The organism is Streptomyces sp. ISL-96, assembly GCF_018614035.1.
GTDB lineage: Bacteria > Actinomycetota > Actinomycetes > Streptomycetales > Streptomycetaceae > Streptomyces.
Window position 1 is genome coordinate 1 of the sequence record NZ_JAGGPA010000046.1, and the last position, 20,416, is coordinate 20,416.

The 20,416-nt window shown below is 69.9% G+C and carries 23 protein-coding genes and 1 pseudogene; 14 read left to right on the plus strand and 10 right to left on the minus strand.

Annotation, left to right across the window (positions count from 1 at the left end):
* Window positions 1-435: 435 nt before the first annotated feature.
* Complete coding sequence (locus J7E96_RS26930; RefSeq protein WP_215134787.1) at window positions 436-2,055, plus strand: M4 family metallopeptidase; 1,620 nt, start codon at window positions 436-438, stop codon at window positions 2,053-2,055.
* 7 nt (window positions 2,056-2,062) lie between these two features.
* Here J7E96_RS26930 and J7E96_RS26935 read toward each other — a convergent pair whose 3' ends face one another.
* From J7E96_RS26935 to J7E96_RS26945, 3 genes are all read right to left on the minus strand, one after another.
* On the minus strand, window positions 2,063-3,538 hold the full coding sequence (locus tag J7E96_RS26935) for a M1 family metallopeptidase (protein WP_215134789.1): 1,476 nt from the start codon (window positions 3,536-3,538) through the stop codon (window positions 2,063-2,065).
* A 73-nt stretch (window positions 3,539-3,611) separates the two neighbouring features.
* Window positions 3,612-4,262 (minus strand): ankyrin repeat domain-containing protein, encoded by a 651-nt coding sequence (locus tag J7E96_RS26940; protein ID WP_215134741.1) that lies wholly within the window; start codon window positions 4,260-4,262, stop codon window positions 3,612-3,614.
* 56 nt (window positions 4,263-4,318) lie between these two features.
* On the minus strand, window positions 4,319-4,876 hold the full coding sequence (locus tag J7E96_RS26945) for a heme-binding protein (protein ID WP_215134744.1): 558 nt from the start codon (window positions 4,874-4,876) through the stop codon (window positions 4,319-4,321).
* Window positions 4,877-5,220: 344 nt separating this feature from the next.
* Here J7E96_RS26945 and J7E96_RS26950 point away from each other — a divergent pair, with 344 nt between their 5' ends.
* On the plus strand, window positions 5,221-6,366 hold the full coding sequence (locus tag J7E96_RS26950) for a sensor histidine kinase (RefSeq protein ID WP_215134791.1): 1,146 nt from the start codon (window positions 5,221-5,223) through the stop codon (window positions 6,364-6,366).
* Window positions 6,363-7,028 (plus strand): response regulator transcription factor, encoded by a 666-nt coding sequence (locus J7E96_RS26955; protein ID WP_215134746.1) that lies wholly within the window; start codon window positions 6,363-6,365, stop codon window positions 7,026-7,028. Before J7E96_RS26950 ends, J7E96_RS26955 begins: the two co-directional genes overlap by 4 nt.
* Before the next feature lie 163 nt (window positions 7,029-7,191).
* Here the strand turns inward: J7E96_RS26955 and J7E96_RS37740 are convergent, their stop codons facing one another.
* A complete protein-coding gene (locus tag J7E96_RS37740) occupies window positions 7,192-7,434 on the minus strand; it encodes a hypothetical protein (RefSeq protein ID WP_251070506.1) in 243 nt (80 codons plus the stop codon).
* A 117-nt stretch (window positions 7,435-7,551) separates the two neighbouring features.
* Between J7E96_RS37740 and J7E96_RS26965 the strand changes: the two genes are divergently transcribed.
* Window positions 7,552-8,055, plus strand: a complete 504-nt coding sequence (locus J7E96_RS26965; RefSeq protein WP_215134748.1) for a hypothetical protein — start codon at window positions 7,552-7,554, stop codon at window positions 8,053-8,055.
* A 16-nt stretch (window positions 8,056-8,071) separates the two neighbouring features.
* Here the strand turns inward: J7E96_RS26965 and J7E96_RS26970 are convergent, their stop codons facing one another.
* The gene (locus tag J7E96_RS26970; protein WP_215134793.1) at window positions 8,072-8,584 is read right to left on the minus strand and encodes a pentapeptide repeat-containing protein; all 513 of its coding nucleotides are present in this window, start codon (window positions 8,582-8,584) and stop codon (window positions 8,072-8,074) included.
* 56 nt (window positions 8,585-8,640) lie between these two features.
* Here J7E96_RS26970 and J7E96_RS26975 point away from each other — a divergent pair, with 56 nt between their 5' ends.
* Both J7E96_RS26975 and J7E96_RS26980 read left to right on the plus strand, forming a co-directional pair.
* Window positions 8,641-9,831 (plus strand): FAD-dependent oxidoreductase, encoded by a 1,191-nt coding sequence (locus tag J7E96_RS26975; RefSeq protein WP_215134750.1) that lies wholly within the window; start codon window positions 8,641-8,643, stop codon window positions 9,829-9,831.
* Window positions 9,832-9,893: 62 nt separating this feature from the next.
* On the plus strand, window positions 9,894-10,934 hold the full coding sequence (locus J7E96_RS26980) for a zinc-binding dehydrogenase (protein WP_215134752.1): 1,041 nt from the start codon (window positions 9,894-9,896) through the stop codon (window positions 10,932-10,934).
* A 52-nt stretch (window positions 10,935-10,986) separates the two neighbouring features.
* Here the strand turns inward: J7E96_RS26980 and J7E96_RS26985 are convergent, their stop codons facing one another.
* Window positions 10,987-11,856 (minus strand): alpha/beta fold hydrolase, encoded by an 870-nt coding sequence (locus J7E96_RS26985; protein ID WP_215134754.1) that lies wholly within the window; start codon window positions 11,854-11,856, stop codon window positions 10,987-10,989.
* A 104-nt stretch (window positions 11,857-11,960) separates the two neighbouring features.
* Between J7E96_RS26985 and J7E96_RS26990 the strand changes: the two genes are divergently transcribed.
* The 5 genes and pseudogenes from J7E96_RS26990 to J7E96_RS37750 all read left to right on the plus strand — a co-directional run bounded on the left by J7E96_RS26990 (window position 11,961) and on the right by J7E96_RS37750 (window position 14,557).
* Window positions 11,961-12,539 carry a TetR/AcrR family transcriptional regulator gene (locus tag J7E96_RS26990; RefSeq protein WP_215134756.1) on the plus strand — a complete coding sequence of 193 codons (579 nt, stop codon included), beginning with the start codon at window positions 11,961-11,963 and terminating at the stop codon, window positions 12,537-12,539.
* A 254-nt stretch (window positions 12,540-12,793) separates the two neighbouring features.
* A pseudogene (locus tag J7E96_RS38550) lies at window positions 12,794-12,974 on the plus strand (hypothetical protein).
* Between the two features lie 53 nt (window positions 12,975-13,027).
* Window positions 13,028-13,324 carry a DUF6879 family protein gene (locus J7E96_RS26995; protein WP_251070492.1) on the plus strand — a complete coding sequence of 99 codons (297 nt, stop codon included), beginning with the start codon at window positions 13,028-13,030 and terminating at the stop codon, window positions 13,322-13,324.
* 55 nt (window positions 13,325-13,379) lie between these two features.
* Window positions 13,380-14,114 carry a methyltransferase domain-containing protein gene (locus tag J7E96_RS37745; RefSeq protein ID WP_251070493.1) on the plus strand — a complete coding sequence of 245 codons (735 nt, stop codon included), beginning with the start codon at window positions 13,380-13,382 and terminating at the stop codon, window positions 14,112-14,114.
* On the plus strand, window positions 14,111-14,557 hold the full coding sequence (locus tag J7E96_RS37750) for a hypothetical protein (RefSeq protein WP_251070494.1): 447 nt from the start codon (window positions 14,111-14,113) through the stop codon (window positions 14,555-14,557). Before J7E96_RS37745 ends, J7E96_RS37750 begins: the two co-directional genes overlap by 4 nt.
* A 64-nt stretch (window positions 14,558-14,621) precedes the next feature.
* Here J7E96_RS37750 and J7E96_RS27005 read toward each other — a convergent pair whose 3' ends face one another.
* On the minus strand, window positions 14,622-15,098 hold the full coding sequence (locus J7E96_RS27005) for a GNAT family N-acetyltransferase (protein ID WP_215134758.1): 477 nt from the start codon (window positions 15,096-15,098) through the stop codon (window positions 14,622-14,624).
* On the minus strand, window positions 15,095-16,033 hold the full coding sequence (locus J7E96_RS27010) for an aminoglycoside phosphotransferase family protein (RefSeq protein ID WP_215134759.1): 939 nt from the start codon (window positions 16,031-16,033) through the stop codon (window positions 15,095-15,097). Before J7E96_RS27010 ends, J7E96_RS27005 begins: the two co-directional genes overlap by 4 nt.
* A 100-nt stretch (window positions 16,034-16,133) precedes the next feature.
* Between J7E96_RS27010 and J7E96_RS27015 the strand changes: the two genes are divergently transcribed.
* A complete protein-coding gene (locus J7E96_RS27015) occupies window positions 16,134-17,525 on the plus strand; it encodes an FAD-binding oxidoreductase (RefSeq protein ID WP_215134761.1) in 1,392 nt (463 codons plus the stop codon).
* Between the two features lie 415 nt (window positions 17,526-17,940).
* Here J7E96_RS27015 and J7E96_RS27020 read toward each other — a convergent pair whose 3' ends face one another.
* Entirely contained in the window at window positions 17,941-18,438 is a 498-nt protein-coding gene (locus J7E96_RS27020) for a hypothetical protein (RefSeq protein ID WP_215134763.1), read from the minus strand.
* Between the two features lie 73 nt (window positions 18,439-18,511).
* Window positions 18,512-19,261, minus strand: coding sequence for a hypothetical protein (locus tag J7E96_RS27025; RefSeq protein ID WP_215134765.1), 750 nt, complete (start codon window positions 19,259-19,261; stop codon window positions 18,512-18,514).
* A gap of 472 nt (window positions 19,262-19,733) precedes the next feature.
* On the opposite strand from J7E96_RS27025, the gene J7E96_RS37755 reads away from it, so the two are divergent.
* The gene (locus J7E96_RS37755) at window positions 19,734-20,255 is read left to right on the plus strand and encodes a toll/interleukin-1 receptor domain-containing protein (RefSeq protein ID WP_308296156.1); all 522 of its coding nucleotides are present in this window, start codon (window positions 19,734-19,736) and stop codon (window positions 20,253-20,255) included.
* 59 nt (window positions 20,256-20,314) lie between these two features.
* Complete coding sequence (locus J7E96_RS27035) at window positions 20,315-20,413, plus strand: BsuBI/PstI family type II restriction endonuclease (protein ID WP_215134797.1); 99 nt, start codon at window positions 20,315-20,317, stop codon at window positions 20,411-20,413.
* Window positions 20,414-20,416 lie beyond the last annotated feature (3 nt).

Sequence of the window (20,416 nt, forward strand, 5' to 3'; positions counted from 1 at the left end):
CGTGCAGGGCGTTTTTCTTTGGGCCGTCCCCGTGGAAAGCGTTAGCGGTGGGCCGGGGCGGTGGGTCAAGGGTGGGCCGCAGGCACATCGCGTAGCGACGCGACGCAGGAGCGCCCTTGACGCGCCGCCCCGGCCCACCGACACTCGAGCGCCCGGGACGGCCCGAAACCCCCAGAAGCAAGCCTTGGTTACTGCCCCCGGCCAGCAAGTCGGTGCCCGGTTAACGGACAGAGGTACGCACCTTTCGGACAAGAACCGGTCAAGCTTTGTCGAGACCCTGTCAATGACGGATCGCTCGGTGACACTCTCTCTCCGCGCCGCCCCCCACGGCCGGATGTTGACGAAGGAGTCCGAGTGAGACTGCAGTCCCCCGCTCCCCGCGCCACCCCCCGCAAGACCGCGCTCCGCGCCGCCGCGCTCGCCGCGTCGGCCGCCATGGTCGTCGTCGGCGTCCAGGCCGGCTCCGCCACCGCCGCCCCGGAGGCCTCGGACCGTACGGCAGACCGTACGACAGACCGCGCCAGCGCCAGCGCCAGCGCCGCCACCGCCCTGCCGCTCAGTGCCTCGCAGCGGGCCGCCGCCATCAAGGACGCGCAGGCCGGCGCCGACGCCACGGCAGACAAGCTCGGGCTCGGCTCCAAGGAGAAGCTCGTCGTCCGGGACGTCGTCAAGGACCGCGACGGCACCGTCCACACCCGCTACGAGCGGACGTACGAAGGGCTGCCCGTCCTCGGCGGCGACCTCGTCGTCCACACCGCGAAGGGCAGCGCCCACAAGGGCGCCCCCATGAGCGTCGACAAGGCCAACAAGGCCCGGATAACCGTGCCCTCGACCAGCGCCTCGATATCCACCGCCTCCGCCAAGAAGGCCGCCCTCGCCGCCTCCGGAGAGAAGGACACGAAGGCCAAGGCGCCCCGCAAGGTCCTGTGGACCGGGAACGGGTCGAAGCCCGTTCTCGCCCACGAGACCGTCGTCACCGGCCTCCAGCACGACGGCACCCCCAGCGAACTCCACGTCATCACCGACGCCACCAACGGCAAGAAGCTGTACGACTTCGAAGCCATCGAGACCGGCTCCGGAACCGGCCAGTACAGCGGAACCGTCACCCTCGGCACCTCCCCCGGTCCCGGCGGCTCCGGCTTCACGCTCACCGACAGCACCCGCGGCAGCCACAAAACGTACGACCTCAACCAGGGCACCACCGGCACCGGCACGCTCCTCACCGACGCCGACGACACCTGGGGCGACGGCACGCCCACCAACCGCCAGACCGCCGCCGTCGACGCCCACTACGGTGCCGCTCTCACCTGGGACTTCTACAAGACCGAGCTCCAGCGCAACGGCATCCGCGGCGACGGCGTCGCGGCGTACTCCCGCGTCCACTACGGCGACGCGTACGTCAACGCCTTCTGGTCCGACCAGTGCTTCTGCATGACGTACGGCGACGGAGCCGCCAACCAGAAGCCCCTCACCTCCATCGACGTCGCCGGCCACGAGATGACCCACGGCCTCACCTCCGCCACCGCCGGCCTGCGCTACAGCCGCGAGTCCGGCGGCCTCAACGAGGCCACCAGCGACATCCTCGGCACCTCCGTCGAGTTCTACGCCGCCAACAGCAGCGACGCCGGTGACTACCTCATCGGCGAGAAAATCGACATCCGCGGCAACGGCACGCCGCTGCGCTACATGGACAAGCCCAGCAGGGACGGCAACTCCGCCGACTACTGGTCGCGGGACCTCGGCCGCCTCGACGTGCACTACTCCTCAGGCCCTGCCAACCACTTCTTCTACCTCCTCTCCGAGGGCAGCGGCGCGAAGACGATCAACGGCGTCGCGTACGACTCCCCGACCGCCAACGGCTCCACGCTCACCGGCATCGGCCGAGTCAAGGCGTACAAGATCTGGTACAAGGCCCTCTCCACCTACATGACTTCGTCCACCGACTACGCGGGCGCCCGCACCGCGACCCTCAAGGCGACCGGCGACCTGTACGGAGCGAGCAGCGCGGAGTACCAGGCGGTCGCCGCCACCTGGACCGCCATCAACGTCAACTAAGCCTCAACTAACGGGCGGTTGGCTTGTCCTGGCCGTAGAGCCAGGTGTCCCAGACGTCCTTCAAGTCCTTGCCGGACTTCCTCTCGACGTACGCCGTGAAGTCGTCCGTCGACGCATTGCCGTGGCGGTGGGCGGCGGTCCAGCCCCGCACGATGTCGTAGAAGGCATCGTCGCCCACCGCTTCACGGATCTTGTGAATCACCATGGCGCCGCGCCCGTAGACGGGCTCGTCCGAGATGTGGGCCGCGGTCGGCGGATTGGCCGGCGGAAAGGCCCAGTTGGCCTTTTCGTCGAAGGCCCGGCGGAAGCTGGCGCGCACCGGGATGTTCTCGAAGTCCTCGGCCCACATCCATTCCGCGTACGTCGCGAAGCCCTCGCTCAGCCACATGTCGCGCCAGGACTTGGGCGTAACTGAGTTGCCGAACCACTGGTGCGCGAGCTCGTGGACGAGCAGTCCCTGGTTGGGCGCGCCCGGAAAGACCGGCTTGGTCTGCGTCTCCAGGGCGTATGCGGAGTCGTTGCCGCGCTCGACGATCGCGCCCGTGGAGGAGAAGGGGTACGGGCCGAAGTTCTTGACGCCCCACTCCATGACGTCCGGGACGGTGGCCAGGACCTTGGCGCTGCCCTTGGTGACCGTCGGGTCGACGGCTGTGTAGACGGGTACGCCCGAGGGTGTGCGTGAGGTCTTCGTCTCGTACGCCCCGATGGCGACGGTGGCGAGGTAGCTGGCCATCGGCTCGCCGCTGCGCCAAGCGAAGGCCGTACGGCCGTCCTTGGCCCGTCGCTCGCTCTTCAACTCACCGTTGGAGATGGCCTTCAGGCCCTTGGGGACAGTGACCGTGATGTCGTACGACGCCTTGTCGCTGGGGTGGTGGTTCCCGGGGAACCACGCCATCGACCCGGTCGGCTGACCGAGCGCGACCGCGCCGTCCGCAGTCGTCAGCCAGCCCTCCTGCGAGTTGTCGGCGTCGGTGATGGTGGCGGGGTTGCCGGAGTAGCGGACGACGGTGGTGAAGGTCTCGCCCTCGGTCAGGTCGGCGTCGGGGCGCAGCGTCAGCTCGTTGCCCGCGCGGTTGACGGCTGCCTCGGCTCCCTCCACGGTCGCGGACGAGACGTCCAGGCCGTGGAGGTCGAGGTTGAAGGCGCTCAGGTCCTGGGTGGCGCGGGCGGTGATCTCGGCGGTGCCTGTGAGACGGCCTGCGGGACCGCCGTGGTCTGCGCGGCCACCGTGGTCGGCGCGGCCACCGTGGTCTGCACGGCCCCCCCGGCCGCCACGCTCCCCGCTGTTCCCCTGGCCAGGATCCGGCGCGTAGTCCAGGGTCAGGGTGTAGTGCTGGACGTCGTAGCCGCCGTTGCCGAGTCTCGGGAAGTACGGGTCACGTACGCCCGACGCGCCCGGCGTACCGCTGACGCCGCCGAGCCCACCGAGCCCGCCGAGGCTTGTGCAGGACGTGAGCGACCCAAGCAGGGTGGCAGCGGCGATGGCGACGGCGACAGTCCCAGCGACGCTGGGAGCTGTTCGGCGTACGCGAGTCCATTGATCCACACAGATGATCCTATGCGCGAAATGTGCCGCCCACACGGTCGCGCCCGGGCCGCCCCGTGGCCGCCCGCAGCAGGGCCGCCATGGCGTCGAAGCCCCGGCGTGCCGCGTGGGCCAGCGGGGTTACCCCGTCGGCGTCGGGGAGGTCCGGGGTCGCGCCCGCCGTGAGGAGGAGTTCGACGATCTCCTGGTGGGTGCGGCCGCCGTCGCCGAGGATCACGGCCTCCAGCAGGGCGGTCCAGCCGAGCCGGTTGACGTGGTCGACGTCGGCCACCATGTCCGTCTCGCGCAGCACCGCCCGTACGTAATGGACATGGCCGCGCTCGCACGCCGGGATCAGGGAGATCCCGCCGAAGCGGTTGCGCAGCTTCAGGTCGGGGCCGGCGGGCAACAGGGCCCGCATCATCGGCACGCTGCCGGTCACGCCCGTGATCAGCCAGGCGCTGTCCTCGCGCCGGTCCTGCGCGTCCGGGCTCGCCCCGGCCGCGACCAGCAGCGTGGCCGCCTCCACATGACTGCCGAGCGAGGCGAGCAGCAGCGGGGTGCGCAGCTCCTCGTCGCGGCTCTCGACGCGGGCGCCCTCGTCGATGGCGGCCCGGACGCCGGCCGTGTCTCCGCGAGAGGCTGCGTCGAGGAGCCGGCGCTCGGCAGGGTTCAGGTTCATGTGGAGGCCTTTACCTACGTACGTACGTACGTACTTGCTTACGTGCCCAGCCTTGCTTACTTGCCCAGCGCCGCGACGCCCGCCTGCGCGAACTTCTCGTCCAGGTCGCCGCTCGGCGCGCCGGCCACACCGATGCCCGCGATCGGCGCGCCCTTGACCTGGACCGGGGCACCGCCCGCGAGGAACAGCGTGCCGGGGATGTCCTTCAGGTTCGGGGCCTGGGCGAGGCGCTTGGCCAGCTCGGAGGTGGGCGCGTTCCACGAGACGGCGGTGAAGGCCTTGCGCTCGGCGGACTCGTACGACTGCGGGCCGGCGCCGTCGCCGCGCAGCGTGACGATGGTGTTGCCGTTGCGGTCGACGACGGCGACGGTGACGCGCTGGTTCTCGTTCTCGGCGGCGTCAAGGGTGGCCTGCGCGGCCTCGGTGGCGGCGGCGATGGTCAGGTGGGTGGACTGCTGGAGGTTCTTGTCGGCGGTGTCGGCCTGGACGGCGACGGCCGGCGCGGCGGCGGGCTCGGTGGCGTTGGCGGACACCGCACCGAATGTGCCGGCGCTGATGGCGGCAGCGGCGACGGCGCCGGTCAGGACACGGGTGCGCAGCGAAAGCTTCTTCATGGTGGGGCTCCTGGGGAAGGTGTGAGGGTGTGAAGGTGTGAGTGGGACCGCGGTGGGAACTTCTTCCGCCCCACTCGGCTCTGCTGTCGATCCTCCGGCCGCTTCCGGGCCCGTCCCGTCGGCGTACCGGCTGCATACGGCGTGCGGGACGGCCGACCTCTCCGTCAGCCGATCGGTTGATGCGGGTCTGGTCCCACCGGGTCACCATGGGGACGTAGGCGCAGGTCAGCAAGGAGCGAGTGGTGCAGCAGGAACAGGACCAGGCGCAGGACCAGGAGCGCGAGCACAGAGCCGAGGAGCGGCCCCAGCAGCCCGACCCCGACGCCCGCTGGCTCGCCCCCGTCATGCACGTGGCGTTCTTCCTGCTGCTCGGCGCCTCGCTCGCCCGGTTCCTGCTGCGGCACCCCGGCGAAGCCCGTACGCCGTGGATCATCGCGCTGAGCGTCACGCTGGCCCTGCTGTACGTACTCGGCCCCGTCCTGGGCCCCGCCGCCCCCGGCGCCGCCCGCCCCACGCCCCGCCGGCTGGTCTGGCTGGGCGGGGTGGTCGCCGTCTGGATGGTGCTCGTGGTGCTGGCGCCGAGCTTCGCGTGGTGTGCGGTGCCGCTCTTCTACACCGGGCTGCGTACGCTCCCGTCCCGCGCCGCACTGGTCTTGGTCGGCCTGCTCACCGTGTTCGTCGTCACCGCCCAGCTCCAGCTGTCGCGCGGCGGCTTCGACCCGAACCTGGTGCTGGCGCCGCCCGCCGTGGCGGCCGTCGCGACCGCGTTCTTCGTACACATGCAGCGGCAGGCGGCCCGCCAGCGGGCGCTGATCGACGACCTGATCCGTACGCGCCGCGAACTGGCCGCGACCGAGCGCCGCGAGGGCACGCTGGCCGAACGCCAGCGCCTGTCCATGGAGATCCACGACACCCTCGCGCAAGGCCTGTCCAGCCAGCAGATGCTGCTCCAGGCAGCCGACCGGCAGTGGGACGCCGACCCGGCGACGGCCCGCCGCCATGTCCGTACGGCCGAGTCCATCGCGGAGCGCAACCTGGCCGAGGCGCGCCGCTTCGTCCACGATCTGGCCCCCGCCGACCTGGCGGAGGGCGGCAGCCTGGAGGAGGCGCTGCGGATGCTCGCCGCCCGGGAGTCCGCCGCGTTCCGGGTGGACGGGGCGCCGGTCGCCCCGCTGCCGGACCGGGTGCAGTCGGCGCTGCTGCGGATCGCGCAGGGCGCGCTGGCGAACGTACGCGAACACGCGAACGCGCAGGCGGCGGCCGTGACGCTGACGTATCTGGGCGACCAGGTGGTCCTGGACATCGCGGACGACGGCACGGGCTTCGCCGCCCCGCCCACGCCCACGTCCTCTTCCACCGGCGTACGCGGCCACGGCCTGCCTGCGATGCGCGCCCGCGTGCGGCAGCTGGGCGGCACCCTGACGATCGAGTCGGCCCCCGGCGAGGGCACCGTGCTCTCCGCCGCGATCCCCCTGGAGCCCCAGCCATGAGTCCGAGCCCGAGCCCGAGCCCGAGCCCGAGTTCCAGCCCTCATCCGGTACGCATCCTGCTCTGCGACGACCACGTGGTCGTACGCGCCGGCCTGCTCGCCCTGCTGGGCAGCGAACCGGACATCGAGGTCGTCGGGGAGGCGGGCAGCGGCGAAGAGGCTGTGGCGCTGGCCGCCAAGCTCGCCCCGGATGTCGTTCTCATGGACCTCCAGCTGGGGACCGGCATCGACGGCGTGGAGGCCACCCGCCGTATCGCCCCGACCGGCGTCCACGTCCTTGTCCTCACCACGTACGACACGGACGCGGACATCACGCGGGCGATCGAGGCGGGAGCGACGGGCTACCTGCTCAAGGCCGAACGCCCGGAGGAACTCTTCACCGCGATCCGCTCGGCCGCCCAGGGCCGCACGACGCTCTCCCCACCGGTCGCCAGCCGCGTCATGGACCGCATGCGCGGCGCGGCCCGGCCGACCCTGACGGAACGCGAGACGGACATCCTCGGGCAGCTGGCACACGGCCTGGGCAACCGGGAGATCGCCCGCGCGCTGTTCATCAGCGAGGCGACGGTGAAGACCCACCTGGGCCGCATCTACGCCAAGCTCGGCGTGGACACGAGGTCGGGCGCGGTAGCGGTGGCAAAGGAACAGCGCCTGTTGCCGTAGTCGTAGCCGCGGCCGCAGCCGGTTCAGAATTCGCTGGTGTCGAGATCGAAGCCGAGGGGCGCCGGCAGCGGGATGGTCTCCGACAGCTTGTACGGGACCTTGCTGACGTAGTCCTCCCCGGCGGGCGCCGTGCACAGGAGCGCCTCGCCGGCTTCCCGGTCAATCAGCAGGTAGCAGAGGATGCCTGCCCGCGCGTACTCACGGAGCTTCTTGCGATCTCTTCATGCTCGCCGTTGGTGGGAGGTGCCACGTGGATTGTCCCTTCGGTCAATTCCACGCGCCATCCCTCGCTGTGCCTCAGCAGATTGATCAGAGAGTGGCCGTCGGGCTCAGCCTCGGACTCGGACTCGGACTCGGACTCGGACTCGGCCTCGTACGAGTCGTCCTCCGGCACAGGCAGTGCCACAGCGACCTCCTTCGCTCAGAGCGCCGTGCCCAGCGTAGGCCGCTTCTGCGCGCAGGAAGCCGAGACCGTTCACCGGCCGGGTCGGGTCCATCCGGCGGACGTGACACCATCGACTACGTGCTCGACATCGGCTACTCCCTCTCCCGCCGCTTCCCGGACCCCCCGCAGACCGACTACCGGCGCGCCGGCGTCCACGACCTGCGGCACGACCTCTTCTGCGGCGACGTCTATCTCGCCGACACCAAGGCCGACCGGGAAGTGTCCACAGCCTGGGGATGGGTTCCCGTGCTCGACTTCGCCTGGGCCCTGTGCGACATCGTCGAGCAGCTCGACCAGGACCCGCGCGGCAGCCGCGCCGCCAAGCCGCAGTTCGCCGAGCTGGACTTCACCGAGTCGACGGACCGAATGCTCTTCGAGCGCCGCTTCGGCTGGGTCGACATCGCGGCCGACTGGATGCCGGTCGAGGAGCCGCCGATCACCTTCAGCCACCGGCTGCTGCGGCGCGAGGCCCGTGACTTCCTGCACGACCTGATCGCGGACCTCACCGACATGCACGACGGCCTCGCCGACAACCCGGCGATCTGGGACCTCCAGGCCCGTTTCCCCCGCCTGCCCTCTTAAGCCGTACCACTCCTCCCTACGCCCCGGGGCTCTCCACCCGCACCCCCATCTGCGCCGCGAACGCCGGTGCCAGGTCCAGGAGTTGGGCCGGGCTGATCACCGATCCCGCCAGCCGGTCCAGGCCCCGCGCGATGTCCAGCTCCGCGACCGTACGCAGGTCTACGTCGGCCATCGTCGCCGAGCTGAAGTCCGCCCGCCGCAGCACACAGTCGCGGAACTCCACCCGTTCCAGGCGGGCCCCGCCGAAGTCCGGCTCGACCAGTACGCACCCCTCGAAGACGACGTCCTTCAGGCGCGCCCGGCGCAGATTCAGGTAGTCGATCTTCCCTCCCCGCACCAGCACCCGCTCCAGGGACGACGCGTGCAGTTGCAGCCCGCCGAGCCGGGCGTCGATCACCTCCACGTCGCGCAGTGACGCCTCCGCCAGGTCCGTGCCCACGCCCCGTACCCCGTCCAGCACCGAGTCGATGATGCGCGCCCGGCTCAGCCTGGTCTCGTCGAGCGCGACGCCGTACAGACCGCAGTCCATGAAGCGGGCCCCGCGCCCCTCCTGGCCCACCAGGTCGAGGCAAGGAGACCAGCAGGATGCGCCCCCACATCACCGTCATCGGCGGCGGCGTCGCCGGCCTCACCGCGGCGATCACAGCGGCCGAATCCGGCGCCAAGGTGACCCTGTACGAGGCCCACCACACCCTCGGCGGACGCGCCCGCACCGCCGAGGGCCCGTACAAGACCAACGAGGGCCCGCACGCCCTCTACAACGGCGGCCCGCTCTGGTCCTGGCTCAAGCAGCGCAACCTGCTCGGCCAGGTCATGGCCGTGCCCCCGCTCGAAGCCGCCCGCTTCCGCTTCCACCGGGCCGGCGCCCTGCGACGCACCCCGCCGCTCGCCATGGTGAAGCTGGCCCTGCGTCCCACCGCGAAGGCCCCCGTGGACGCCGACTTCCTCGCCTGGGCCACCGGCGAGGTGGGCGTGGCCGGGGCGCGCGCGGCAGCCAACTACATGGCGGTCGCCCTCTTCCACCACGACCCCGGCTCCCTCTCCGCCCCCTTCGTGCAGGAGCGGCTGCGGCGCGTCGTCAAGCTTCCGCCCGAGGCGCACTACCCGCGCGGCGGCTGGGCGTCGGTCGTCGACCGGATGGCCGCGAGGGCCTGGAATCTCGGCGTACGGATCGAGACGACGGAACGCGTCACCGCCCTGCCCGAGAATGGCGGCCCGGTGATCGTCGCGACGTCTCTGGAAGCGGCCCGCAGGCTCCTCGGCGACGACGGCCCCGCCCTGACCTGGGACAGCGGGCGTACGGTGCTGTTCGATCTGGCCGTCAGGACGCGCAAGGGCGACCCGTTCGTCATCTCCGACCTGGAGGCGCCCGGCTGGATCGAACGGTTCACCGCCCAGGACCCCACCCTCGCCCCGGCCGGCGAACAGCTGATCCAGAGCCAGTTCCCGATCGCGCCCGACGAGTCCAGGGCGGACGGTATCGCGCGCGCGGAGCGCCTGCTCGACCTCGGCTTCCCCGGCTGGCGCGAGCGCACCACCTGGCGGCGCGAGGCCCTTGCCGCGGGCCGTACGGGCGCACTCGACCGGCCCGGCACCACCTGGCGGGACCGCCCCGCCATCAGCCGGGGCAACGGCGTGTTCCTCGCGGGCGACCAGGTGGCGGCGCCGGGACTGCTGGCGGAGGTGGCCTTCAACAGCGGCCTGGAGGCGGCCACGCTCGCGCTGAGGGCCAAAAGGATCACCGGCCGCGAAGGGCTTGACCTCAACCACGCTTGAGGCACGAGCCTGGGCGGGCCCAGTCACCGATCAACGAGCCCGAGGAACCCGAGGAGCCCGCCATGCACGCAGTCCGCCTTCACGCCTACGGCCCCGCCGAGAACCTCACGTACGAGGAGACCGGAGACCCCACCCCCGGCCCCGGCCAGGTCCGCATCGCCGTCGCGGCGGCCGGCGTGCACCTGCTCGACACCGCCCTCCGCGAGGGCATGCCGGGCCCTTTCCCCGCCCCCGTCGAGCTGCCCACCATCCCCGGCCGCGAGGTCGCCGGTACGGTCGAGGCGCTCGGCGAGGGCACCGACCCGTCGTGGCTCGGCAAGCGCGTAGTGGTCCACCTCGGCATGCCCCTTCCTTCTGGGAGAAACCCCCAGACCCCCTCCGGCGGATACGCCGAACTGGCCGTCACCGATGCCGAGCGCCTCCAGGCGATCCCGGAAAACCTCGACGAGGCGCAGGCCGTCGCCATGATCGGCACCGGCCGCACCACCATGGGCATCCTCCAGTTCACCGACGTAACGGCCGACACCGTGGCCATCGTCCCGGCGGCCGCCGGCGGCATCGGCACGCTCCTCGTCCAGTACGTCAAGAACGCCGGCGGCACCGTCATCGGCCTGGCCGGCGGCCCCGCCAAGGTCGCCCGCGTACAGGAGAACGGAGCCGACCTCGCCGTCGACTACAAGCAGCCCGACTGGCCGGAGCGAGTACGCGCGTACCTGGACGCCCACGACCGCCCCGCCACCGTCGTCTTCGACTCGGTAGGCGGGGACACCGGCCGCGCCGCCGTGGATCTCCTCGGCAAGGGCGGAAAGCACATCGTCTTCGGCTGGTCGTCGGACGGTCTGCACGACGGTTCCCCGCTCACCTTCACCGACGAGGAGCTCGCCGAGCGCGGCATCACCTCCGAGGGCGTACTCGGCCCGGCGATGCTGGGCAAGGCCGGCGGCGACAACCCCGTACGCACCCTGGAGAACCGGGCCCTGGCGGAGGCGGCGGCCGGGCGCCTGGTCCCGGCGGTGCAGCGCTTCCCACTCGCGGAGGCGGCGGCGGCTCACCGCGCCCTGGAGACGCGCGGCACGATGGGCAAGGTCGTGCTGGTCCCGTAGTGCACCCCAACGGGCGGCGACCCGCTCAGGGGCCGGGCCGCCGCCACCCGCGTCAGCACACGCCCCGAAGGAAGTCCCGTACCAGAGCGGCGATTTCCTCACCGTGCGTCTCCAGCGCGAAGTGCCCGGCGTCGAGCAGGTGGATCCGCGCGTCGGACAGGTCCCTGGCGAACGCCTCCGCGCCCGCCGGCCCGAAGATCTCGTCGCCCCGCCCCCACGCGACGAGGGTCGGCGGCCGGTGCGTACGGAAGTACTCCTGGAAGGCCGGGTAGCCGCCGAGGTTGAACTGGTAGTCCCAGAAGAGCTGGAGCTGGATCTCCTTGTTCCCCGGCCGGTCGAGCCCGGCCTGGTCCAGCGTCCACGTCTCGGGCCCGATCCGGTCGAGCCGGTCCGCCGGCACCCCGTGCTCGTACTGCCACCTGGTCGCCGCGGCGGTGAGCAGCTCGCGCACCGCGGGCTCGTGCGCGTCGCGGTCCGCGGCGTGGGCGAACAGGACGTCCCAGAAGGGCGTGAAGCCCTCCATGTAGGCGTTGCCGCTCTGCGTGACGATCGCGGTGACCCTCTCCGGGTTGCGGCTGGCGATGCGCAGCCCGATCGGCGCGCCGTAGTCGTGGATGTACAGCGCGAAGCGATCCACCCCCAGCTTGTCGAGCAGCGCCAGCGTGACCTCGGTCAACTTCTCGAAGCTGTACGTGAATTCACTGACATCCGGGGCGGCGGAGCGGCCGAATCCGATGTGGTCGGGGGCGATCAGGTGGAACTCGTCGGCGAGTTCGGCGATCAGCCCCCGGTACATGTGCGAGCTGGACGGAAAGCCGTGCAGCAGGACGAGCGTGGGGCGGGACGGGTCACCCGCCTCGCGGTAGAAGACGTCGAGGCCGTCGAGGCCGATGGTGTGGTGGCGCGTACCGAACACAGACACAACTACTCCCTGACAGCGGACGTGAGACGACAGAGAACGACCGTTCTCCCCATGCGGTGTACAGTATGAGAACGATGGTTCTCCACGCAAGGGTTGATCGAGGAATGGACGCGGAAACCGCCGAGGCCCGTCTGCTGGACGCGGCCGAGACGCTCTTCAACGAACGCGGCGTACAGGCCGTCGGCATGGACGCCATCCGCTCCGCGTCCGGCGTATCGCTCAAGCGCCTCTACCAGGTCTTCCCGTCCAAGGACGACCTGCTGGAGGCGGTACTGCGCCGCCGGGACGCCGATGTCCGCAGCGGAATCGAGCAGGCCACCGCCGCGCGCGAGGACCCGCGCGAGCGCGTCCTCGCGGTCTTCGACTACCTCGACGACTGGTTCGCCCAGCCCACGTTCAGGGGCTGCGTGTTCATCAACGCCTTCGGCGAGATGGGCGGCGTCTCGCAGGGCGTCGCGGCAGTGGCCCGCGCCAACAAGCGCTCGCTCCAGGACCACTTCGCCGAGCAGCTGGCGGCGGCGGGCCTACCACCCGACCACGTGGCCGAACTAGCGGCCCAACTCGCGGTCCTGGCCAACGGCGCGATGGCGACAGCAGGCATCACAGGCTCCCCGACCCCGGCCCGCCACGCCCGCGACGCCGCAAAGATCCTCCTGGACACCTTTGGCCCGTCCGGCGATTAAGGACCACGCCCGAAGTACCTCGGGGGAGCCTGGGGCTCGCCCCAGGGAAGGAGCGGGCAGAGGAAAGCACCGCAGGCACCCGCAACCCCTGCGGGCCAGGCTGCGCCTACTGAGGAGCTCCAGCATTTAACGCGCCGAACGCCGTGGAGTTGACAGCCTACGAGCCGCAGGGGCGGCGGTCTTGACGTTGATCAGCCACGCGGGTCAGGCTCGTGCGGCACATCGGTGCAATCCACTCGGTGGAGGAGTGACCAATGGCCCTGAAATTCCTGGGAATCTGGCCAAACACCCCGGACGATGGATCACCCACAATTTGGCTGGACGACCAGACGGGGGACGTACCGGACCACGAGACCGTGATCCGACTGCCCGCAAACATGCTCCAGTTCATCCCGCCCGGACAGTGAGGCCAACGGTGGCAACAGCGGTACGTGAAGCACTCGCCAAGGCGCAGCGCTCAGCCATTCACCTTGATGCGGGACAGCTACATGCGGGATGACCCCGAGTTCATCCGCTGGCAGGAAGGGCACCGGTACGACCCTGCCGACCGCGAGTCATGGTGGCGCTCGTGGCCGAACATAGTGGCAGAGACGACCGGCCGGGGTGTGGTCATGCGGCGTCTGCGCGTCGTGTCCGAGCCGCTGAGTGACTACGTGCGGTACGAGTACGACGGCACGTTTACCAACGTCGCAGCGGGTGAGGATGTGCGTTGGCTGCCCCGTTCGCGCGCCTGTGATCTGCTGCTCCCCGCGCTGGACGGCTGGGTCATTGACGAACAGACCTGACACCAAAGCCCCCAAGCCCGATCCGAAGCACAAGAAGGACTAGGCGGGAACCGCCATGACCCACATCGGACCGGCCGAACAGATCGCCATGCGCGGGCTGCTCGGCGCAGTGAACGAGGACCTGGGCACTCCCCTGAGTCGGGAGTGGGAGCAAGCGTTCTGGGCGGTGCCGCGCCATCGGTTCCTCCCGGAACAGATCTGGGTGGGGGACGGCCTGGAGCCGTGCCACTGGAGCGTGGCCCCAGAAACGTGGCACAACGCCGCCTACGCCGACGAACCCGCCGTGACACAGATCAACGACGGCCACGATCCCGGCGACGGCGACCGCTGGCCGTCATGCTCGGCGTCGGCCCCGTCCATCGTCTTCCGCATGCTCGACATCCTGGACGTGAAGGACGGCCACAAGGTGCTGGAGATCGGCACGGGGACCGGCTGGAACGCCGGGCTCCTGGCTCACCGGGTCGGCAGTGAGCACGTGACGACGGTGGAGGTAGACCCGGCCCTGGTCACACAAGCGGCCAACAACCTGAAGAACGTCAGGCTGGAGCCGGAGGTGATCGCCGGGGACGGGGCGGCGGGGCACCCCGACAGCGCGCCGTATGACCGGGTCATCGCCACATGTTCCGTACGGAAAGTCCCGGCCACCTGGGTGGAGCAGACGGCCCCGGGCGGGGTCATCCTCACGCCGTGGGAAACGCCCTGGCTCTGCTACGGCCTCCTCCGCCTAACCGTCGATGGTCAGGCCTGGCGTCCGGCTGGTTCTCCCCCCACTCCGCATTCATGCTCATGAGAAACCAGCGCACCGGTCTGCGGATCTTCCGTGACGTGGTGCGGGACGAGCACGTACCGGAGGAATCGCGGACCACGCTGTCCCCGTGGGCGGTCACGGGCGACGACTGGGCGGCCCAGTTCGCCATCGGCCTCCAGCTCCGCGACGTGTGGCATACGTGGCACGACGACCCCGACGTGGACGGCGTGGCCAAGCGGCTTTGGCTGGCCACCACGGACGCCACATCATGGGCGGCCGTCGACTGGGACGGCCAGACGGAAGAACAGTTCACGGTCTGGCAGCACGGCCCCCGGCGGCTGTGGAACGAGGCGGAGGCGGCCTACCAGTGGTGGCTGCACGTCGGCAGTCCCGGCCCGGAACGCTTCGGGATGACCGTGGCCCCTGACGGCCGGCACACGCCATGGCTCGACGCGCCAGCCCGCCCGGTTCCCGTAACGGACTGACCCCTGGCCGGCCCCGGTCCCCGCCTCCTGCACGGCGGAGGGCCGGGACCTCACGTACGTCTGGCTACTCCGCCGTACCCAGCTCCGCCAACGCCCCATCCGTCAGCCGGTAAACCGTCCACTCATCCTGCGGCTCCGCGCCCAACCCCCGGTAAAAGTTGATCGACGGCTCGTTCCAGTCCAGGACAGACCACTCAAGCCGCTCGTACCCCCGCTCCACACAAATCCGCGCCAACGACGTCAGCAGCGCCTTCCCGTACCCACCCCCGCGCCGCGAAGGCCGCACGTACAAATCCTCCAGGTAAATCCCGTGCACCCCACGCCAAGTGGAGAAGTTCAAGAACCACAGCGCGAAGCCGACGACCTCCCCCTCCTCCGTCTCCGCGACATGCGCGTACGCAGCCGGCCGCTCCCCGAACAGCGCCTCCCGCAGCTGCTCCTCACTCGCACGCGCCTCATGCAGCGCCTTCTCGTACTCCGCGAGCTCGCGGACCATCTCGTGAATAACCGGCACATCAGCAGGTGTTGCGTCTCGAATCATCCCCGCAGCCTAAGCAACGCCCGCGCGACAGCCACCTGCTCCCTCACCAACTCCCCCTCCCCCTCCTCTTCCTCCTCCACCTCCCAAAGGCAGTTCTGCAGTACGCGCCCGAGCGTCCAAGCCCGCGCCCGCCCGCGATCCAGCCCCAGCACCTCCGTCATCAGGTCAAATCGCTTCAGCACCTCCCCCTCGTCGAAACGGTTCACCAGCGCCGGCAGCAGCTCGAACCCCGGATCCCCCACCAGCGGCTTCGGGTCGATCACCACCCAGGGCTCGCTGCGCCCCGACCCCGCCAGCGGCGCAAGGACGTTGTCGTAATGCAGATCCCAGTGCAGCAGTTGCCCGCCCGGCTCCTCCGCGACCTCCCGCACCGCCCCCGCGCACCGCTCCAGGAGCCGCCGTTCCGCCGGATCCGCGAGCGCCTTCACCGCTTGCGGTACGTCGTCGAGCATCGCCCCCGCGATGTCCCCGAGGCGGCGTACGCCCTCGGGCGCGGCCACCGCGTTCAGCCGCACCAGCAGCTCCGCGAGCACCCGCACCGCGGCCATGGTGTCCGGCACCACCGACAGATGCCGACCGGCATCCAGCCGCTCCAGCAGCATCGCGCCACTCACCTCGTCGTGCTCCAGCAGCCGCACCACGCCGTCCCCGTCCCACGCCCGCAGCGCCGCGGCCTCACCCGCGCTCTCCTCGTCCAGCAGCTGGAGCTTCAGGGCTGCCGGCGTCCCGTCGGCCCGCTCCACCGGCAGCACGAGCGAGACGGCGCCGTGCATCGGCGGCCCGGCGAGCCGCAGCCCCCACCGCTCCAGGTACGCCGCCGCCTGCCCCGGCAGCGCGGCGATCCACGCCCGCCCCGCCTCACCGTTGAACTCCACCTGCGTCATGGCCAGAGCTTCCGGAATCACGATCACGCCCCGGATCCTAAGACCGCGCATTGCCGCACCCCACCCCCGCCCGCTAGCGTTCCGCGCCATCACCACCACCCCCACCACTGACCAGCAGCGAAACGAAACGAACGCAGGGGCATCAGACACCATGAGCACCGTCAACGGCGGCATCTCCTACTGGTACGCGAACGAAGGCATACCCGACCCCCGCGAGCCCCTGCCCGGCGACGCGACGGCCGACGTCTGCATCGTCGGCGGCGGCTACACCGGACTCTGGACGGCGTACTACCTCAAAAAGGCCGTCCCCTTCCTCAACATCACCGTCCTGGAAGGGAAGTTCTGCGGTTACGGCGCCTCCGGCCGCAATGGCGGCTGGCTCTACAACGGCATCGCGGGCCGCGACCGCTACGCCAAACTCCACGGCCACGACGCCGCCGTCCGCCTCCAGCAGGCGATGAACGACACGGTCACCGAGGTCATCAGCACCGCCGCCGCCGAGGACATCGACGCCGACGTCCACCACGGCGGCGTACTCGAAGTGGCCTACACCCCCGCCCAGCTCGCCCGCCTCAAGCACTTCCACGCCGCCGAGATCGCCTTCGGCGAGAAGGAACGCACCCTCCACGGCGCCCGCGAAACCGCCGACCGCATCCGGGTGACCGGAGCCGTCGGCTCCACGTGGACCCCGCACGGAGCCCGCCTGCACCCGGTCAAACTCCTCAAGGGTCTGGCCACCGCCGTCGAATCCCTCGGCGTAACCATCCACGAATCGACCCTCGTCACAGAGATCAAGCCCAAGCACGCCGTCACCCCCTACGGCACGGTCCGCGCGCCGTACATCCTGCGCTGCACCGAGGGCTTCACGGCCGGCCTCAAGGGCCAGCGCCGCGCCTGGCTCCCGATGAACTCCTCGATGATCGTCACGGACCCCATCCCCCGGTCCACCTGGGAAACGATCGGCTGGGACGGCCGCGAGACCCTCGGCGACATGGCCCACGCCTACATGTACGCCCAGCGCACCGCCGACGACCGCATCGCCCTCGGCGGCCGAGGGGTCCCGTACCGCTACGCCTCACGCACCGACAACGACGGCCGCACCCAGCCCGCCACCATCGAGGCCCTGCGCGAGATCCTGACCCGCTTCTTCCCCACCACGGCGGGCATCCCCATCGCCCACGCCTGGTCGGGCGTGCTCGGCGTCCCCCGCGACTGGTGCTCCACCGTCGCCCTCGACCGCTCGACCGGCATCGGCTGGGCGGGCGGCTACGTAGGCAGCGGCGTAGCCACAGCGAACCTCGCCGCCCGCACCCTGCGCGACCTGATCCAGCAGGACTCCGGCCAGGGCGGCCCCACCGACCTGACCACCCTCCCCTGGGTCAACCACCAGGTCCGCAAGTGGGAGCCGGAGCCCTTCCGCTGGCTCGGAGTCCAGGCGATGTACGCCGCCTACCGCACCGCGGACCGCCGCGAAGCGTCCGGCCGTACGACCGACACGGACCCCATGGCAAGGGCCGCCAACCGCATCGCGGGCCGCCACTGAGCAACGCCCTCCGCACGCGGAAAAACGCCCCGGACTGTCGAAGTCCGGGGCGTTTTCCCTGCTGGGGCCCCCTGTCGGATTCGAACCGACGACCTACGCATTACAAGGGCCTCAAAGATCGTCCCGGGTCATGCTGGGAGGTGTCTGTGAATCCCGTTTCCCCAGGTAGGAGACCTGAACCGCTCGCTACGCGTACCACCCGATCCATCCGGTGCCGCCCCGTCCGCTCACGCAGCGCTCACGCACTCCGGGCACGTGATCGCTTCGCGGCCAACACGCTTTCCAACTGTTCGTCTGGGGGTCCGGCCGGGGTCGTCGGCGTTCCGACCTGTGACCGAGCGGGTTCAGCAGGGCCCGATGAACGAGCCTGTACGTGGCTGACTGCAACCCGAACTGCAACCCTCGTCGGGGCTCGTCAGGAGTACAGACTCTTGCGACGTACACGCATGTAGGTGCCTGATCCGGCGCTTCCGCCCCGCCCACCACTCGTGGCGATGTCCCACCCTCGCCGGGCGCGCATCTGCCTGGCGAACGCGTCGAGGTCATTGATGGCGCAACCGCAGTCCGGATGGACACGGACAGTGATGTAGCTGCTCATAGGCTTCTTCTCGCTGGGGTCCAGCGACCATCGGGCGGTGTGCTCATGGTCAGCGAGCCCGGTGCGTTGTTGATCGTGAAGGAGCCCGTGCGCTCGGGCGTACTCGTCAAGGTCGTCGATTACGAACAGGTCGCTTCGCCAAGAGCCCGGCCATACGGCGGACAGCCGGGACTCCCCGCTGCGAGCCCGCTCGTAAGTGTGGGCATCGACGCTGTGGGACGACACCGTCCCGTCCTTGACTACCTCGATGTAGCACAGCGTCTTCGCCGTGTACGGGAAGCCCCTGCCGACAGCCGCTGCGCTGCGGGATTCCATGCAGCTCCTTCAGGCTTCGAGATGACGCTGCGGTCCGATGGCTGTCAAGGACTGGTGCTTCAAGGCATCCCGACTATCGGTTCTTCTTACGCGACGTTCTTGCCTGCTTCTGCTGCCGTTTCCTGGCCTGCGCAGCCCGTTTCTGTGCCGCCAGCGCCCGGCGCTCTGCAGGAGAAAGCATGGCTCGACGGAACGCCGAGTCCATTAGCTGCTCATTCTCGCCAAGCCACGCAGGAGCCTTGCCGGCCGTTGTCTCGTCGTTGGCGAGAGCAGCGGTGAGCTCGTCTTGCAGATCCGCAGCGCGGTTGTAGGTGATGATCTCGATCGGTGCCCCGTAGACGACTCCTGGGCCAGCTGCGGTTTGCTTGAACCCGTAGTCGTTGTAGGCCACGACCGCGCCTCCGCTGCCACGGGCGTCTCCCTTTGGCAGGTCGGCTCCATACATGTCTGATGCTTCGCTTCGGCGGCCTTCTGGGCTGCTCAGAAAGGGGCAGACCATCGCGGCGTAGATCATGCAAGTCCGATGCCCCGGAGCCTCGCCAGTGGGTGCCGAGTTGAGGAACTCCTTCCCGACACCCAGGACGGCGCTGATCATCTCGGCCTCGTCTCCGTCGACGACCCGCCACACCGGCCCTGGCTGCATCTCCGTGCCACAGACTGTGCATCGACGCTCTTCGACGCACAGGAACACCCGTCGCATGCTGGTGCTGGCAAATTGCGGTGTTCCATCCTCCCATGGGGTGATCGCCGGGACGGGGTACCCGCGGTCGTCTAGCGGGCGGGCAGCAATGCCCGCAGGCATGGTGACGTCGGTAACTCGCATTCGGTGACTATATGACTGGACTGCGTCGTCCTGAGTAGGAGCCGGGCAGTATTGCCCACCCTGGGATTGATGGCGTCCCGCCATGTGGACACCGAGGTCTGTTGGCCGCAGGCAAGCAGACAGTCGCGATGCATGTGAGTGGCCTCGACTGTCTCTGCCCCTCGGAGAATCGCAACCTGCTGGAATGTGCTGGCGAACCGGGGCTACGCGTAAAGGAGATGGCTCCAGGGGCCGCGTGGACTACCGTATAGCTATGAGTCGTTGTACAGCCCCACGCCAGGGTCATCGGACCGCCAGCGGACGTGCGGCGTGTCCCGCGTGCGGCGGCGGAGGCTACGGGTACTCGTCGCCCCGGTCCTACTACCCGCCGCCGGCTTACACGCCGCGGAGCGGTGGCGGGGGTGGCGCGACCAGTGGGGGCAGCTCCAGTAGCGGTAGAACGCGGGCGCCTTGGTCACCGAGCACCTCCTCCGTGATTTACACGCCTGCCGAGGTGAAGGGGCTGACTCCTGTTCGCGACGCCGCCGTGTTGCGCGCGCGTCAACAGCCAGACCTTCGCGATGTCTTCCTCTGCCACGCATGGGATGACCGGCGCGGTGCCGCCCGGGAGTTGTGCGACCTGCTGGAAGCAGAGGGCGTGTCCGTCTGGTTCAGCGAGAAGGACATCGCGCTCGGCCTACCGTTCATGCGGGAGATCGACAGGGGCCTGGCGAGGTCGCGTACGGGTCTTGTCCTGGTTACCCCTGCGCTACTGAGGCGCATCGAGCGCGGTGGTGTCTCTGACAAGGAGCTCTCGGAGCTCCTTGCACGTGACCTGCTGCTCCCTGTCATGCACGAGACGACCTACGGCAAACTCCGGGACGTTAGCCCCCTGCTTGCATCTCGAAACGGGTTGGACACGGCGGTTGATTCGATGGCAGTTATTGCCACCAAGATCGCCGAGCTGGTCGCCGTTGAGGACGACCTGACCGAGTTGCCCACACCGGCGAACTAGTTGTTCGGCGGCGTGCCCGGACGTCGCTTCGCGTCGCCGGCGCCCAACCCGCAGCGTGTCTGGCCGACCTCGCATGGGAGACCGAAGCCTGGGTGGCTGACGCGCCTGACCACCTGATCCACCTGAACGGCTCACGGTTCCTCGGCCCTTATGAGTGAGCT